Origin of the sequence: Cyanobium sp. NIES-981, from assembly GCF_900088535.1 — a bacterium.
Classification (GTDB): Bacteria; Cyanobacteriota; Cyanobacteriia; order PCC-6307; family Cyanobiaceae; genus NIES-981.
Window position 1 is genome coordinate 872,231 of the sequence record NZ_LT578417.1, and the last position, 13,834, is coordinate 886,064.

Here is a 13,834-nt window from a genome sequence, read left to right on the forward strand (position 1 = left end):
GACTGATTCCGCTGTCATTCGCACGTAGATCTTCAGAACCCGCGCTCCAGCTGCGTACGTTCAGAGCCTCGCCCACAGCACTCCCCATTCAGACTCCATACCCACCCGATGCTCCGCTTCCTCCACACCGCCGACTGGCAGATCGGCAAGCCCTATGCCCGGGTCGCCGATGGCGACAAGCGCGCCCAGCTGCGCCGCGAGCGTCTGGACGCCATCCGCCGGCTGGGCGCCGTGGCCCGTGAGCAGGGCGCCGCCTTCATCCTGGTGGCGGGGGATCTGTTCGATTCCCACCAGCCCACCCGCGCCGACGTGTCGGCGGCCTGCAGCGCCATCGGTGCCCTGGAGCTGCCGGTGCTGGTGATCCCCGGCAACCACGATCACGGCGGTCCGGGCAGCCTCTGGCAGGAGGGCTACTTCCGCGAAGAACGGCAGCAGCTGGCACCCAACCTCCACGTGCTCCTGGAGCGGCACCCCTTTGAGCTGAGCGCCATCGGCCTGCCCACCGGTGTGGTGCTGCCCTGCCCGCTGCTGCGCAAGGCGGAGTCGGTGGATCCCACCGCCTGGCTGCGCAACCTCGACCTCTCCCCCTGGTCTGAGGCGCCTCGCCTCGTGCTCGCCCATGGCTCCATTCAGGGCTTCGGCAGCGAGGACAGCGGCGACACCGACGACGAGAACCCGCCGGTGCCCACCAACCGCATCGACCTGGCGGCCCTGCCCGCCGGGGAGATCGACTACGTCGCCCTGGGCGACTGGCACGGCCTCAAGCAGGTGGGGCCCCGCGCCTGGTACGCCGGCTGCCACGAGATGGACCGCTTCCCCCGCGCCGCCGACTACCGCTCCGGCCAGGTGCTGGTGGTGCAGGTGGAGCGGAGCGCCATGCCGGAGGTGTTCCCGGTGGCCACCGGCGGCATCCGCTGGCACCAGATCGCGCATCGCTTCTCCAGCGACGACGACCTGGACCGCCTGGAGCAGCGCATCCGCGATGCGATTGGCCCCCGCAGCAACGAGGATCTGCTGCTGCTCGAGCTCGAGGGCAGCCTCAGCCTGGCCGCCGCCAGCCGGCTGCAGGATCTGCTGCAGCGCCTCGAGGCCCGCCTGCTGCGCCTCAAGCTGCGCGATCGCACCAGCGTGGCCCCCGATCCGGCCGAGCTGCGGCAGCTCACCGAGCGGGCGGGGGATCCCCTGGTGGCCCGGGTGGCGCAGCGGCTGCAGCAGATGGCAGAAGCCGGGGAGGAGGAAGGAGAACTGGCCCGCATGGCCCTGCGGGAGCTGCACCGCGCCTGTGTGAACGCCTGAAGTCCAAACCCACGCCGACCTGACTGCCCCCCGCCACCGAGCTCCCCATGCGACTGCACTCCGCCCGCCTGCGCGACTACCGCCTCCACCGCGATCTGGCGGTGAGCTTCGATCCAGGCCTCACGGTGATCGCCGGCCCCAACCAGTCCGGCAAGAGCACTCTGGCCGAGGCCCTGCACCGCGCCCTGTTCCTGCCTGCCAAGACCGGCGGCGCGCTGCTCGAGGGCATTCGCACCGATCCGTTCATGGCCGACCCCGACGTGGAGCTGGTGTTCGAGAGCGGCGGCGAAGCCTGGACGCTGCGCAAGCGCTTCGCCGGCACCCGCGGCAGCGTGTCGCTGCAGGACAGCCGCGGCCGCAGCCTCCAGGGCGATGCCGCCGAGGAGCGGCTGGCCGAGCTGCTCGGCACCGCCGCCGTAGCCCGCAACCGGGGCGCCGCCGATCAGCTCAGGGAGCGCTGGGGGCACCTGTGGGTATGGCAGGGGTCCTCCAGCACCAACCCGCTGGAGCTCTCCACCGACGCCTACGACCACGACCGGCTGGTGGAACGGCTGCAGGCCGGCGCCGGCATCGGGGTGCAATCGGCCCTGGATCAGGCCGTGCGCGATTCGATCCAGCAGCGCTGGGAGGAGGTGTACACCGCCGGTGGCGCCAGCCGCGCCCCCCAGGTGCGCAAGGCCTCCGCCCTGGCCGCAGCCCGGAGGGCCGCCATCGAAGCCCAGGACGATCTGGAGGCCGTGAAGGAGCTGATCGCTGACCAGGAGCGCGATCAGAACGCCTACGAAACCGCCGCGGCCACCCTGGCCCGCATCGCCGACGAGCTGCCCGGGCGGCAGCAGCAGAGAGCGGCCCTCAGGGCTGGGTTGGAGCGCTGCCGGGAGCTGCAGGGGCAGATCGACAAGGAGCAGCCGGCGCTCGCGGCGGTGGCAGCGGAGCTGCACCAGCCACTCGAGGACCAGCGCCAGCTCAAGCAGCTGCTGACACAGGCCCAGGAGCTCGAGGCTGCCCAGGGCCCCCAGAGCCAGGAGCTCGGGCAACTCCAGGGCCGCCAGCCCGAGCTGATCGCCGCCCGCGATCAGGGCCGCGCCCAGCTCGAGACGCTGCAGCAGGCCCGCGCCAGCAGCCAGCGGGCGGCCCAGGCGATCGAGCAGCGGCTGAACCGGGTGCGCCTGCTGGTGCGGCTCCAGGGCCTGCGGGGCCAGCTGGCGGCCGCCGAGCAGCTGCAGGGCCGCTTGGAGCAGCTGGAGCGCGACATCGCCCTGCTGCCGCCCATGGATGCCAACGCGGTGGAGCAGCTGCGCCGGCTGCAGCAGCGCCAGAGCACCGCCCAGACGCGCCTGGAGGCAATGGCGGCCGGCATCGAACTGGTGCGCGCTGACCCCGCCCAGCCGGTGCTGCTCGATGGGGAGCCGCTGGCCACCGGCGAGCGCCGCCTGCTGTCCGAGCCCGGGGTGGTGCGGGTGGGCGACGGCGTGGAGCTGCGGCTGCTGCCAGGGGGCGGCGGCTCGATCGAAACCGCCCGGGAGGAGCTGAACACGGCGCGGGCAGCTCTTGCCAGCGAGCTGGCGCGCTGGAAGCTGGCCACCGTGGAGGAGGCGGCCACGGCCGAGCGGCGCCGCAGCGACCTGGTGGCGGAACGGGAACGGCTGCTGGAACAGCGCGGTCCCCAGGATCAGGCCGCCCTCCAGCAGCAGCTGCAGGCCCTGCAGGAGCAGCTCGAGGCCCTGCCCGCTGAGCCCCTGGACGACGAGGCCGTGGCGCTGGATGCCTCCGCCCACCTCGCCCAACTCAGCGAGGAGCTGCAGACGGCTCGCCAGCAGCGCGACGCTGCGGAGAGGGAAGAAAATGGGCAGCGCTCCGCATTGCAGCGGGCGGAGCAGGCGGTGGACGAGCTGAAGGCTGCGATCGAGCAGCTGGAGCAGGCGCTCAAGGCCGGACGCGAGCAGCTGCTGGAGGCCCGCACCCGCATCGACACCATCCTGAAGCGCTGCGGCTCCGCCGAGGCGCTGGAGCTGAGGATCGGAGAGCTGAGCCATCGCAAGGCTGAGCTCGAGGCCCACCTGGCTGCCCTCCGCTCCGAGCTGGCGGTCCTGGATCCCGAGCGCCTGGCCGCCCGGGACCGGCAGCTGCTGAGCGAGATCGCCGCGTTGGAGCAGCAGGAGCGGGAGGCCAGCGACGCCCGCCTCCGCGCCGAAACCCTTCTGCACGGCGATGGCCGCCGGGATCTGCAGGCCGAGCTGGAGCAGCAGCAGGCCCGGCTCGAGAGCTGTCTGCAGGAGCAGGAGCGCCTGAGCAAGGAGGCCGCCTTGCTCACCCTGCTGCGCCAGCTGCTCGAGGAGGAGCAGAACGCCATGGCCAGCCGATACACCGCGCCGATCACCGAGCGGATCGGTACCTATCTGGCGGCGGTGTTCCCCGAGGCGCCCCGGTCCGATCTGGCCTACGACGCCCGCCGCGGCTTCACCCAGCTGGAGTGGCGCCGGGGCAGCGAGGCCGCCTTCGCTTTCGACGTGCTCAGCACCGGCGCCCGCGAGCAGTTCGCGGCGGCCCTGCGGCTGTCGATGGCCGAGGTGCTGGCGGAGGCCTACGACGGCAGCCTGCCGGTGGTGTTCGACGACGCCTTCGCCTACTCCGACCCAGAGCGGCAGCTGGGCGTGTACCGAATGCTGGAGGCGGCGGCCGGGCAAGGGCTGCAGGTGATCCTGCTCACCTGTGATCCGGAGCGGAGCCGCACGCTCAAGGGGGCGGCCAGGCTGGAGCTGCCAGGGGATGGCGTCATGGGGATCCAGCAGCCATGAACCGCACCGGCCCCGGGTAGGCCGCCAGCTGGCTGTCGGCCGTGATCAGCAGCAGGCCTTCGGCTGTGGCCTGGGCCAGCAGCATCCGGTCGAACGGGTCGCGGTGCAGGGGCGGCAGCTGCGCCACGGCCAGGGCATGGCGGGCTTCGATGCCAAGCTCCTGCCAGCCCCCCTCCAGCAGGGCACGGCGCAGCACGGCCGGCTGCACGGTGAAGTCAGGCCTCCCCAGGGCCTGCTTGATCACCAGCTCCCACAGGCTGGCCACGCTGAACACCGGCGTGTTGCGCGGGTCTTCCAGCATCCCGGCCAGAGCGGCGGGCAGCCGCTGCGGTGATCCCATGGCCCACACCAGCAGGTGGGTGTCGAGCAGCAGATGCATGGGTGGGTTCAGCCCCTCTGCTCGAGGCCCTCGAACAGATCGGCCATCTCCGCGGCCGCCATCCGGTCGAAGTCATCGGGCACCTGGCACTGGCCCTGCAGCAGACCCAGGCGCCGCCGCGGAGGTGGGGCGGAGCCGGCGTCATCGAGGGCGGTGACACGCACCATCGGACGGCCGGCCTTGCAGATCACGAACGCCTCACCGGCAGCCGCTTCCTCCACCAGGCGGGAGAGGTGGGTCTTGGCTTCGTGCATGTTCACCTGACGCATCAGGACCCGCATCCGCTCTGCTCAACCAGCTTAGTCGACCCGGTCGAGCCTGGCTGTCCGAGGCCCCCCAAAGGCCACCTCTTCCGCAGCCTGCAGCATCTCGACAACGCCGCCTCGGCGGAGCGGCAGGCCGCCCGGCGCCGGCGGCAGCAGCAGAGCAGTGCCGAGATCCTGCAGACCTTCCTGGCCTACAGGCTCAGCGATGCGGCCGGGAAGATGGCCCTCGGCATCGCCATCGGCGATCCGCTCACCCTGCGCCACGAGCCCGGCAACGCCTTTGATGCCAAGGCCGTGGCGGTGGAGTGGAAGCAGCAGGCGATCGGCTACATCCCCCGATCGATGGCCGCCCTGCTCGTGGAGGAGGTGCCGGAGGTCGCCACCGGCCTGGAGGCCGTGGTGAGCGGGCTGGCCACCACCTCGCGGCGCGATGCCTTCCGGGTGCAGATCGCCATCCCGATCGCCCGCGCCAGCCGCCGCCTGCGGGAGGCGGGAGCTGGTGAAAGCGGAGCGGCTCTCCCCCCGAACCTGCCTGGAGCTGGTGAGCGAACAGCTCTGCCCGGGGCATCTGCTGGTGCTGGAGAGCGCCTGGAAATCGGCCGATGCGGCCGCCGGCTTCGAGCTGGGTGATCAGCTGTTCGATCTGCTCTGGTTGCTGGCCACGGAGTACCGGCGGAGAAAGCTCGATGGCGCCCCCGATCGGATCGCCGGAGAGGCGCTGGGCGCCAGCTATGCGGCGCGGGAGTCGAGCACGATCGAGCGCAACTGGAGAGGCCGGCGCAGCCGCACCTTCACCTACAACGGCAAGGAGGTGGTGATGTGGCAGCACCTGAAGATCGGCATCAAGGATTCAACAAACCGCACCCTGCGCATTCACTTCGCCTGGGATGACGAGCTTGGCCAGGTGGTGATCGGCCATTGCGGCGGCCACCTGCACAGCCCCAACCACGGGCGCCGCTGAGAGGGCCGGATTCCGCAAGACTGAGAGCTGCATCTGGTCATTCGCACCAGCTCCCTGATCCAGGTGCCGCAGCCCGGCACCATGGCTTCAGCAGGACGCAGACCGCTGACGACGATGGTGTTTCTCGAAGTCCTCTCCGACGACACGGTGGCCTTCTACCGCCGGATGGCGCGGCACATCCGCATCCGGGAAGACGCACCGATCTGCCGCCAGAAGGAGATTTACGGCTGGTATGACTTCCCGAAGTCTGAGCTCTCGATCAGCACGGAGAGGATCATCTCGCGCCCCCAGCCGCACCACGCCATCGAAGAAACCTTCTGGCACGAGCTCGTGCATGCGGCTCAGGACTGCAAGCACAACAACGGCGAGGGGCAACCCCTTGGCATCGCCAAGAGCGCTATGCCCCTGGGGCCTGTGCAGATGGAGTCGTTGAGGAACAGCCTGCGGTCTTCAGGCCGCTCAGGCCAGCCCATGGAACACGAGGCGCTGTGGATGGAAACCAAGCCCGGCAAGGTGCGCTGGGTTGTGGAGAAGTACTGCCTGTGAAACACAGGCGCTGCTCAGCCCTGCTCCCCATACACCGCCAGCGCCTCCCGGAGCCGGGTGATGTGCTCCTGCCGCAGCGCCGCCGGGCTCTCGATGCGGATGCCGGCCCCGAAGCCGAACAGCCAGTTGCGCAGGTCGATGTCGCGCTCCACGGTCCAGCTGGGCAGGTCCAGCTCCACCGGGTAGGGGTGGGTGTCTGTGGCGGGGCCGGGATCGAGCCGGTGCGGCGCGTTGGGGTGGTGCCACCAGCTGTCGCCCGGCAGCGGCCGCGAGAAGCGGGTGTGCTCGATCGGGTAGCGCTGCAGCCCCTCGCGGATGAAGGCGAAGCTCCAGCCCTGGCAGCAGAAGCGCAGGGTGGTGAGCTGCCGGGCCCGCACGGACGCACTGGCGCTGCAGAGCCGCAGCTGGGCCTCGAGGTTGTCGCCGAAGTAGATGCCGCCGCAGTGGTGCAGCAACGCGGCCAGCCGCGCCAGCGCCCGATGGTGGGGCCCGTCCTCGCGGCGATTGCCCCCCTCGCTGCGGCGCAGGGCCAGCCGGTCGAGCCGCTCGGTGCGGATCAGACCCTCCTCCCGGCCCACGCTGTCGTCCTCGTACACCAGGTACCAGCCGATGTTGTGGAAGAGGATCTGCAGGGGCCACACCAGCAGAAGGCCGCTGGGGCTGTCGGCGAAGGTGCCGGCGGCGCTGTAGCGCTCCAGCACCACCCGCCGACGCTCCACGATGGCGGTTTCGAGCCGCTCGGCCTGGCGCTCGGCGGCGAGGCAGTCGGGCCGCACCAGGGCGCCGCTCACGATCGAGCGGTTGGCGAAGGCCCGCACCGGCGCCTGCCGATCCAGGCCGATGCCGCCCCACTGCAGCCGCTGCTCCAGCTCGGCCAGCAGGTCCTGGGCGCTGGGATCCTCAAGCCGCCCGGCCGCCTGGCTCACCACGGCGTGCACCTCCCGCAGCCGGTGGGCCGAGAGCAGGGCGGTGCCGAGGGCATAGCCGTGGCGCACGTTGTCGTTGCGGGAGCGGAAGCCGTAGGGGGTGAGCAGCTTCTCAAGGTCCTTGCGCAGGGTGGCCGCCTCGCCGGACAGATAGGCGCCGGGGATGGCGCCGGTGCGCTCGATCAGGTGCTCGGGCAGGGGCCGGCCGGCCTGATGGTCGAAGGGCTGCTGCAGCAGGTGGCGCAGCAGGGTGAACAGCCGCTGGAACACCGGCCCGTCGCCCGGGGTGGGGTAGCCGCCGTTCACGCCGCCGAGGGCGCCGCTGGCCGCATGGCGGGGATCGGGCGGCGGTGCCAGCCGGATCGGGCTGCGCCCGGGCCCGGCGTCGCAGAGGCCGTTGGCCGCCAGCCAGGCGAGATCGTTGCGGATCGCGGCGGCATCGCCGTAGCACTCGCCGTGCAGCCGGCGCAGGAACACCGCGGCCCGGTCGGCCAGATCCCCCTCAGGCAAGGGGCTCACGATCGCCTCCAGCGCGCCGCGGCTGGCCGGATCGGCGGCCTCGAGGCCGGGGTGGGTGCTGAGCAGGCGCAGCAGATGCAGCAGGCGCTCCAGATCGAGCAGGCGCGAGTAGCCGTGCAGCTCGAGATGGCGCTCCCGGTTGCGGGCGGAGCGGATGCGCCGGTCCAGCCGGGCCAGCTCATCGCGCAGCAGCGGCTCCAGCGCGTGCTGATGGGTGGGCACCACCGCCACCACCGCCGCGAAGCCCTCGGCGCGGGAGGGCCCGAACACCGGATCGGCGAGGGCCGCCGCCATCTCGCGGATCACCGGCTCGGGCACCCGGCGCCGGCGTGTTGTGTTCCACTCCAGGCAGGTGGCCATGGGGGTGTAGAGCCACCAGCCGATCCACTCCACCGGCGCGGGCAGCGCCAGGGCCTGGGTAATCGCCAGCCGCCAGGGGCGGCGGGCATGGGTGGCATCCACGATCACCGGAATGCCGGCGGCCACCGCCTCACGGAGGCGCTGATGCAGCCGCTGCTGGATGTCGAGCCAGGGGCCCTGCACGGCCGCATCGCCGAACACCTCGGCGCGGATCGCATCGGTGGAGAGGACGAGCGCCGCTGGGTCACCGGGGCCGCTGAGCAGGGGCGCGAGCGCCCGGGCCAGGGTGGTCTTGCCACTGGCGGGCGGCCCGATCAGCAGATGGCAGCGCAGGGGAGCCACTGCCCGCGAGGGCGGGGACGCCGCTGCGCCGGCAGGAGAAGGGGAGGGCATCGGCGCAGTCTGCTCACCGGGCCAGGGGGCCGCTTGCTGTCTGGCGAATTCTCATGCGAAGGAGCAGCCAGGGCGCCAGACGCAGCGCCGATGGCCGCGGCGGGTCGTGCTCGTTCGCACGAGCTGTCGCCCGGAAACGCCGCGCCGGCCGGAAGCTGTCAGCAGCGCCCACCCTCCTCCGGTGCCCCTCTCCGTTCCCGACGAGCCCCCGCCCGCCGCCGCCTACCGCCTGCCGGCCCTGCTGCAGGACATCCGCCTGCTGGATCTGCTGGAGCTGAGCGGCACCACCACCGAGGCCGCCCGCCACGTGGGGCTGAGCCAGCCCACCGTGAGCCGCCGCTACCGCGCCCTGGCGGCGGACTTCGCCTTCGTGCCCCAGCGCCGCCGCCGCGTGGGCTGCTGCTACGGCACCTCCACGGCGATGCGGCTGCTGCGGCTGGGCTGCCGCGCCCACCGCCTGGAGGCCGGCGTGGCCCGCTTTGGGGCGGATCTGTTCCTGCAGCCGCTGCTGGCGGGCTGCGCCGAGCTGCTGCCCGCCCCGCCCCGCTTCCGCGCCGCCGACACCTGGCTGGAGCTGGTGCGCCAGGGGGTGCTGGATGGGGCCCTGGTCTCCGGCCTGGAGCTGCCGGCCGCGGCGGAGCTCGACGGCCATGGGGTCGACCGCCGCGAGCTGGAGCTGCTGCCCCTGGGCGCGCTGCCGCTCAGCCTGGCCACCGCCGCGCCGGCCGGCAACCACGCCAAGCCGCCGCCGGTGCTGGTGCCCCACCGGGGGGTGGCGCGGGGCCTGCAGCGCGCCCTGCAGGAGCGGGGCCTGCGCCTGATCACCGCCGGCAACACCAGCCACAGCCCGGAGCAGTGGCGCCGCCAGCTGGAGGCCTCAGCCCTGGCCATGCCCCTGCCCGCCCTGGAACCCCCCGGCTGGTGGCAGACCCTGCAGCGGCTGCCGCTGCCCCATCCGCTCAGCCTGCCGGTGCTGCTGGTGCTGCCGGCGGGGTGGCGGGGGCAGGGGGTGCTGGCGGAGCTGGCGAGGCTGGTGGCGGAGCAGGCGGGGTTGGTGCGCAACGGTGCCCAGGGCCATGCGCCTGGTGCATCGGAGTCGTGATTTCCCGGCTGCCCGCAGGGGGTGTGCTTCCCAAGGGTGGGCAGCAGCCCCAAAGTGGGGTGAGTTGCTTGCACTGCCCGGACGATGCCTTGCAAGGCCACGCCCCCAGGCACACAGGCCAGAGGCTGATGCCCGAATCCGTTCTCGCCCCCGGGGCCCGCATCGAGTGCCGCAGCGCCGAATGGCTGGTGCGCAGCCTGGGCCGCAGCTCCGACGGCCAGCAGGTGGTGGATGTGGTGGGCGTGTCGCCGTTCCTGCGGGAGAAGGAGGCCCGCTTCCTGGTGGAGGTGGAGAAGGCCGCTGGCAGCTTCAAGGTGCTGCAGCCGGAAGACACGGCCCTGGTGAGCGACCCGTCGCCCCGCTACCGCGACAGCCTGCTGTTCCTGGAGGCCCATCTGCGCCGGACGGTGCCCACCGATGGCGCCCTGGTGGTGGGGCATCGGGCGGCCATGGATGCCTTGCCCTACCAGCTCGAACCGGCGGCCAAGGCGCTGGCGATGCCGCGCCAGCGGCTGCTGATCGCCGATGCGGTGGGTCTGGGGAAAACGCTGGAGTGCGGCATTCTCTGCAGCGAGCTGATCCGGCGCGGGCGGGGGAAGCGCCTGCTGGTGGTCACCACCAAGAGCATGCTGGTGCAGTTTCAGAAGGAGTTCTGGACCCGTTTTTCGATCCCGCTGGTGCGGCTGGATTCGGTGGGCATCCAGCGGATCCGCGAGCAGATCCCTACCAATCAGAACCCTTTTCATTACTACGACAAGGCGATCGTGTCGGTGGATACGCTCAAGAACGACCGCGATTACCGCTTCTATCTCGATAACGCCGGCTGGGACATCATCGTGATTGATGAGTGCCAGAACGTGGCAGAGCGGGCCCGCGGCGCTCAGAAAAGCCAGAGGGCGCGGCTGGCCGAACGCCTGGCCACCCGGTCGGAAACCTTGATCCTGCTGTCGGCGACGCCGCACGACGGCAAGCCGGAGAGCTTCGCGAGCCTGATGAACATGCTCGATCCCACGGCCATCGCCGATCCGAGCCACTACACCAAAGACGACATCAAGGACCTCTACGTGCGGCGCTTCCGCAAGGACGTGATTGCCGACCTGCGCAGCAGCGTGAAGGAACGGGAGAGCGCCGATGTGGAGTGCCCGGCCAGCGGGAGGGAGGAGCGGGTGTTCGCCCTGCTCAAAGACCTCAAGCTCCCCGACAGCGACGCCAAGGCCAAGGCGGGCCAGCTGTTCAAGACCACCCTGATCAAGAGCCTGCTCTCCAGCCCGATGGCGGCGCTGGAAACCGTGCGCAACCGGCTCAAGCGGCTGGCGGTGGCTCCCACACCGGCCCCCGCCGACGCAGCGATTCTGCAGGAGCTCGAACCCCTGCTGGCCGCCATCGGCCCGGCCGACTTCTCCAAATACCAGCGCCTGCTGCAGCTGATCCGTGCCGACTGGGGCTGGAGCGGCCAGGATCCCAGGGACCGGATCGTGCTGTTCACCGGCCGGCGCGAAACCCAGCGCTTCCTGCTGCAGCACCTGGCCGCGGATCTGGGCCTGCCCGAGGGCGCGGTGGTGGGGCTTGATGGCGCCATGCCGGATGTGGAGCAGACCAAGGTGGTGGAGCAGTTCGCCCAGGAGAACAAGGCGGTGCGGATCCTGGTGGCTACGGAGGTGGCCTCCGAAGGCCTGAACCTCCACTACCTCAGCCACCGGCTGGTGCATGTGGATATCCCCTGGTCGCTGATGACGCTGCAGCAGCGCAACGGGCTCATCGATCGCTACGGCCAGAGCCAGCAGCCCCAGATCCGCTACCTGCTGAGCTGCTCCCGCAGCGAGGGGATGGGCGATGCCGAGAAGGTGCTGCGGCTGCTGAAGCGCAAGGACGAACAGGCCCAGCAGAACATCGGCGATCCGGCCGTGTTCCTGGGTGTCTATGACGCAGCCAGCGAGGAAGAGGAGATCAGCCGGGCATGGGAGAGCGGCATGGTGGACGTGCTGGAGCAGCGGATGGAGGCCAACGCCAGGCCCTATCTGGAGCAGGGCAGGGGCGACAACCTGTTCGAGGAGCTGTTCGGCAGCGGCTCATCCGTTCACGGTGACGCCGCTGCCCCACCGCCGCCGCAGGTGCAGCAACGTGCACCTTTCAGCCTCTTCCCCAGCCTCTGGAGCTACGTGGAGTCGGCCCTGGAGGCGGTGGCCGAGCAGATGGAGCGCCGCGGCGAGAAGCTCGATCTGCAAGCGGATCAGGAGCACCAGCGGCTGGAGATCACGCCGCCGAGCGACCTGCAACGCCGCTACGGCCGCTACCCCCATGAACTGCAGCCGCCCCCCGGCCAACGCCTGGTCCTCTCCACCGAGGTGGCGGCCCTGCAGCGGGCTCTCGAGCAGAGCCGCCGGCAGGACGCCACCCGGCCCGAGCTGGAATACCTGTGGGATCTGCACCCGGTGGTGGACTGGCTGGCGGACCGGGGCCAGATCGCCTATCCACGCCACTGCGCACCGGTGCTCCAGCTCAGCGATGGCCTGGACCCTGGAGAGGTGCTGATGGTGTTTCAGGGCACGATCCCCAACCAGAAAGGAATGCCGGTGGTGCAGGAGTGGGTGGCGGTGCGCTTCGCAGGATCGGGGCTGAATGTGGTGGCCGTGGAGCCGTTCGCGGCGGTGGCCGAACGGTTGCAGCTGGGTCGCAAGGCCTACGCCAACCCCAAGGCGGCCATCCCGATTCACTTGGCCAAGCAGCTTCCGTTTGCGGTGCAGCGGGCCAATGCATACCTGCGCGATTGCGGGGACAGCTGGACCGCCCGCATGCAACCGGAGCTGCAGGCCCAGCGCGAGCGTCTGAAGCGATTGCGAGGCCGCCAGGAGGAGCAGCTGCAGCTGAGCTTCGCGGCGGATCAGCGACCGCAGCAGATCAAGGAGAAGCAGCGCCTGGCCCAGCAGAAGGCGATCGACGTGCGTTTCGACGATCACGAACGCTTTGTGAATGATGTGATGACCATTGAACCCGCCCCTTATCTGAAGGTGGTGGCCGTGCTGCACCGCAACAGCAGTTGACCATGCCTCGCCCCTCACCCTGCATAGCGTTCTGACACCCTCCTCCCCAGCCGTGACACGATGAGCTCCCCCACTCCCCTGATCACCTGCACCCCAGGCGTGCGCAGCGGCAAAGCCTGCGTAGCGGGAACGCGCATCAGCGTTTCCGATGTGCTCGAGTACCTCGCCAGCGGCATGAGCCAGGAGGAGATCCTGGCGGACTTTCCCGATCTGCAAGCTGAGCACATCCAAGCCGTGCTGCGTTACGCCGCTGAGCGCGAGAAGCGGCTCAGTGAGCTCACCGTGGCTTGACCATCGCGGTGAGCAGCCGTTTCCTGCTGGATGAGAATCTGAGCCCTCGACTGGCCCCTGCGCTCTCTGAGGTGTTTCCAAGCAGCGTGCATGTTCGCGACGTCCAGCTGAAAGGCCAGAGCGATCAGCAGATCTGGACATTCGCTGCCGAGAACGGCTACACCATCGTCACCAAAGACGATGACTTTCGCGGCATGAGCCTCCTGCGAGGTGCTCCACCAAAGGTGGTCTGGCTGGTGGTGGGTAACACCAGTACGGCGGAGATGGTACGGATTCTGTTGGCCCATGCCACAGCGATCGAAACCTTCATCAACGACCCGATCACATCCCTGCTCACGCTTCGCAAACCCTGACCATGGCCCTCCCCGGCATCAGCAACGCCAACGAGTTCTATTCCGCCCACTACCTCGAGAGTGTGCTGACGAACGACATCAAGAAGGTGCGTGAACGCTGGGCGGAGGAGGCCACGGCTCAACTCCAGGCCGATCCCCTTGCCGATGTCTCCACACCAGAGGCGCTGTTCAAGGCTCTGCGCAAACCCTGGCAGAAGCTGCGAGAGGCGGAGCTGGGCATCACGGCGGATCCCGCCGAGCGCCTGCGGCTTCAGCGTGAGCTGTTCTTCCAACCGCTATGCGAGGCCCTGGGGTACCCCTACGCCCCCAAGCCCGAACCTGTCCTGATCGGTGGTGAGGCGTACCAGATCCCGCTGCTCGGGGAGGTGACCAACGCCAAGGGGGAACCCCACCCCTCCCCCCAGGGCGTGCTGGATCCCCACCTGCGCGACTACATCCTGCTGATCACCCTCCTGGTGGCCCTGCTCGAGGCCACCGCCGGCCAGCTCCAGCCTCTGCAGCCGCCCGTGGTGATGCGCCTCGACGGCATCCACAAGCCGGGCAGCACGCCCTGAGCACGCCCTGAGCTCCCGTTGACCAGCCTCCCCTCCTAGGCTGTTGCAC

General features: G+C 70.3%; 13 protein-coding genes. 10 read left to right on the top strand and 3 right to left on the bottom strand.

What is annotated here, in order from left to right; translation table 11 throughout:
• Nucleotides 1-108 precede the first annotated feature (108 nt).
• Nucleotides 109-1,296: a DNA repair exonuclease gene (locus tag CBM981_RS04450; protein WP_087067420.1), complete on the top strand. Its 1,188-nt coding sequence runs from the start codon at nucleotides 109-111 to the stop codon at nucleotides 1,294-1,296.
• Nucleotides 1,297-1,343: 47 nt separating this feature from the next.
• Complete coding sequence (locus tag CBM981_RS04455; RefSeq protein WP_087067421.1) at nucleotides 1,344-4,094, top strand: AAA family ATPase; 2,751 nt, start codon at nucleotides 1,344-1,346, stop codon at nucleotides 4,092-4,094.
• On the opposite strand, the gene CBM981_RS04460 is transcribed toward CBM981_RS04455, so the two are convergent.
• The gene (locus tag CBM981_RS04460; RefSeq protein ID WP_087067422.1) at nucleotides 4,072-4,473 is read right to left on the bottom strand and encodes a type II toxin-antitoxin system VapC family toxin; all 402 of its coding nucleotides are present in this window, start codon (nucleotides 4,471-4,473) and stop codon (nucleotides 4,072-4,074) included. The genes CBM981_RS04455 and CBM981_RS04460 overlap by 23 nt on opposite strands.
• An 8-nt stretch (nucleotides 4,474-4,481) precedes the next feature.
• Complete coding sequence (locus CBM981_RS04465; protein ID WP_255376842.1) at nucleotides 4,482-4,727, bottom strand: type II toxin-antitoxin system Phd/YefM family antitoxin; 246 nt, start codon at nucleotides 4,725-4,727, stop codon at nucleotides 4,482-4,484.
• Between CBM981_RS04465 and CBM981_RS15205 the strand changes: the two genes are divergently transcribed.
• The 3 genes from CBM981_RS15205 to CBM981_RS04485 all read left to right on the top strand — a co-directional run bounded on the left by CBM981_RS15205 (nucleotide 4,722) and on the right by CBM981_RS04485 (nucleotide 6,246).
• Entirely contained in the window at nucleotides 4,722-5,369 is a 648-nt protein-coding gene (locus CBM981_RS15205) for an HIRAN domain-containing protein (protein ID WP_157665331.1), read from the top strand. The genes CBM981_RS04465 and CBM981_RS15205 overlap by 6 nt on opposite strands.
• Nucleotides 5,281-5,700 carry a hypothetical protein gene (locus tag CBM981_RS04480; protein ID WP_157665332.1) on the top strand — a complete coding sequence of 140 codons (420 nt, stop codon included), beginning with the start codon at nucleotides 5,281-5,283 and terminating at the stop codon, nucleotides 5,698-5,700. The genes CBM981_RS15205 and CBM981_RS04480 overlap by 89 nt, the downstream gene beginning before the upstream one ends.
• A 63-nt stretch (nucleotides 5,701-5,763) precedes the next feature.
• On the top strand, nucleotides 5,764-6,246 hold the full coding sequence (locus CBM981_RS04485; RefSeq protein WP_157665333.1) for a hypothetical protein: 483 nt from the start codon (nucleotides 5,764-5,766) through the stop codon (nucleotides 6,244-6,246).
• A 14-nt stretch (nucleotides 6,247-6,260) separates the two neighbouring features.
• Here the strand turns inward: CBM981_RS04485 and CBM981_RS04490 are convergent, their stop codons facing one another.
• Complete coding sequence (locus tag CBM981_RS04490; protein ID WP_087067427.1) at nucleotides 6,261-8,444, bottom strand: AAA family ATPase; 2,184 nt, start codon at nucleotides 8,442-8,444, stop codon at nucleotides 6,261-6,263.
• Nucleotides 8,445-8,625: 181 nt separating this feature from the next.
• On the opposite strand from CBM981_RS04490, the gene CBM981_RS16075 reads away from it, so the two are divergent.
• The 5 genes from CBM981_RS16075 to CBM981_RS04515 all read left to right on the top strand — a co-directional run bounded on the left by CBM981_RS16075 (nucleotide 8,626) and on the right by CBM981_RS04515 (nucleotide 13,785).
• Nucleotides 8,626-9,546 carry an AsnC family protein gene (locus CBM981_RS16075; protein WP_087067428.1) on the top strand — a complete coding sequence of 307 codons (921 nt, stop codon included), beginning with the start codon at nucleotides 8,626-8,628 and terminating at the stop codon, nucleotides 9,544-9,546.
• Between the two features lie 128 nt (nucleotides 9,547-9,674).
• Complete coding sequence (locus CBM981_RS04500; RefSeq protein ID WP_087067429.1) at nucleotides 9,675-12,587, top strand: DEAD/DEAH box helicase; 2,913 nt, start codon at nucleotides 9,675-9,677, stop codon at nucleotides 12,585-12,587.
• Between the two features lie 60 nt (nucleotides 12,588-12,647).
• Entirely contained in the window at nucleotides 12,648-12,878 is a 231-nt protein-coding gene (locus CBM981_RS04505; RefSeq protein WP_087067430.1) for a DUF433 domain-containing protein, read from the top strand.
• Entirely contained in the window at nucleotides 12,875-13,231 is a 357-nt protein-coding gene (locus CBM981_RS04510) for a DUF5615 family PIN-like protein (RefSeq protein WP_225867534.1), read from the top strand. Before CBM981_RS04505 ends, CBM981_RS04510 begins: the two co-directional genes overlap by 4 nt.
• A 2-nt stretch (nucleotides 13,232-13,233) precedes the next feature.
• The gene (locus tag CBM981_RS04515) at nucleotides 13,234-13,785 is read left to right on the top strand and encodes a hypothetical protein (protein ID WP_087067431.1); all 552 of its coding nucleotides are present in this window, start codon (nucleotides 13,234-13,236) and stop codon (nucleotides 13,783-13,785) included.
• Nucleotides 13,786-13,834: the final 49 nt, after the last annotated feature.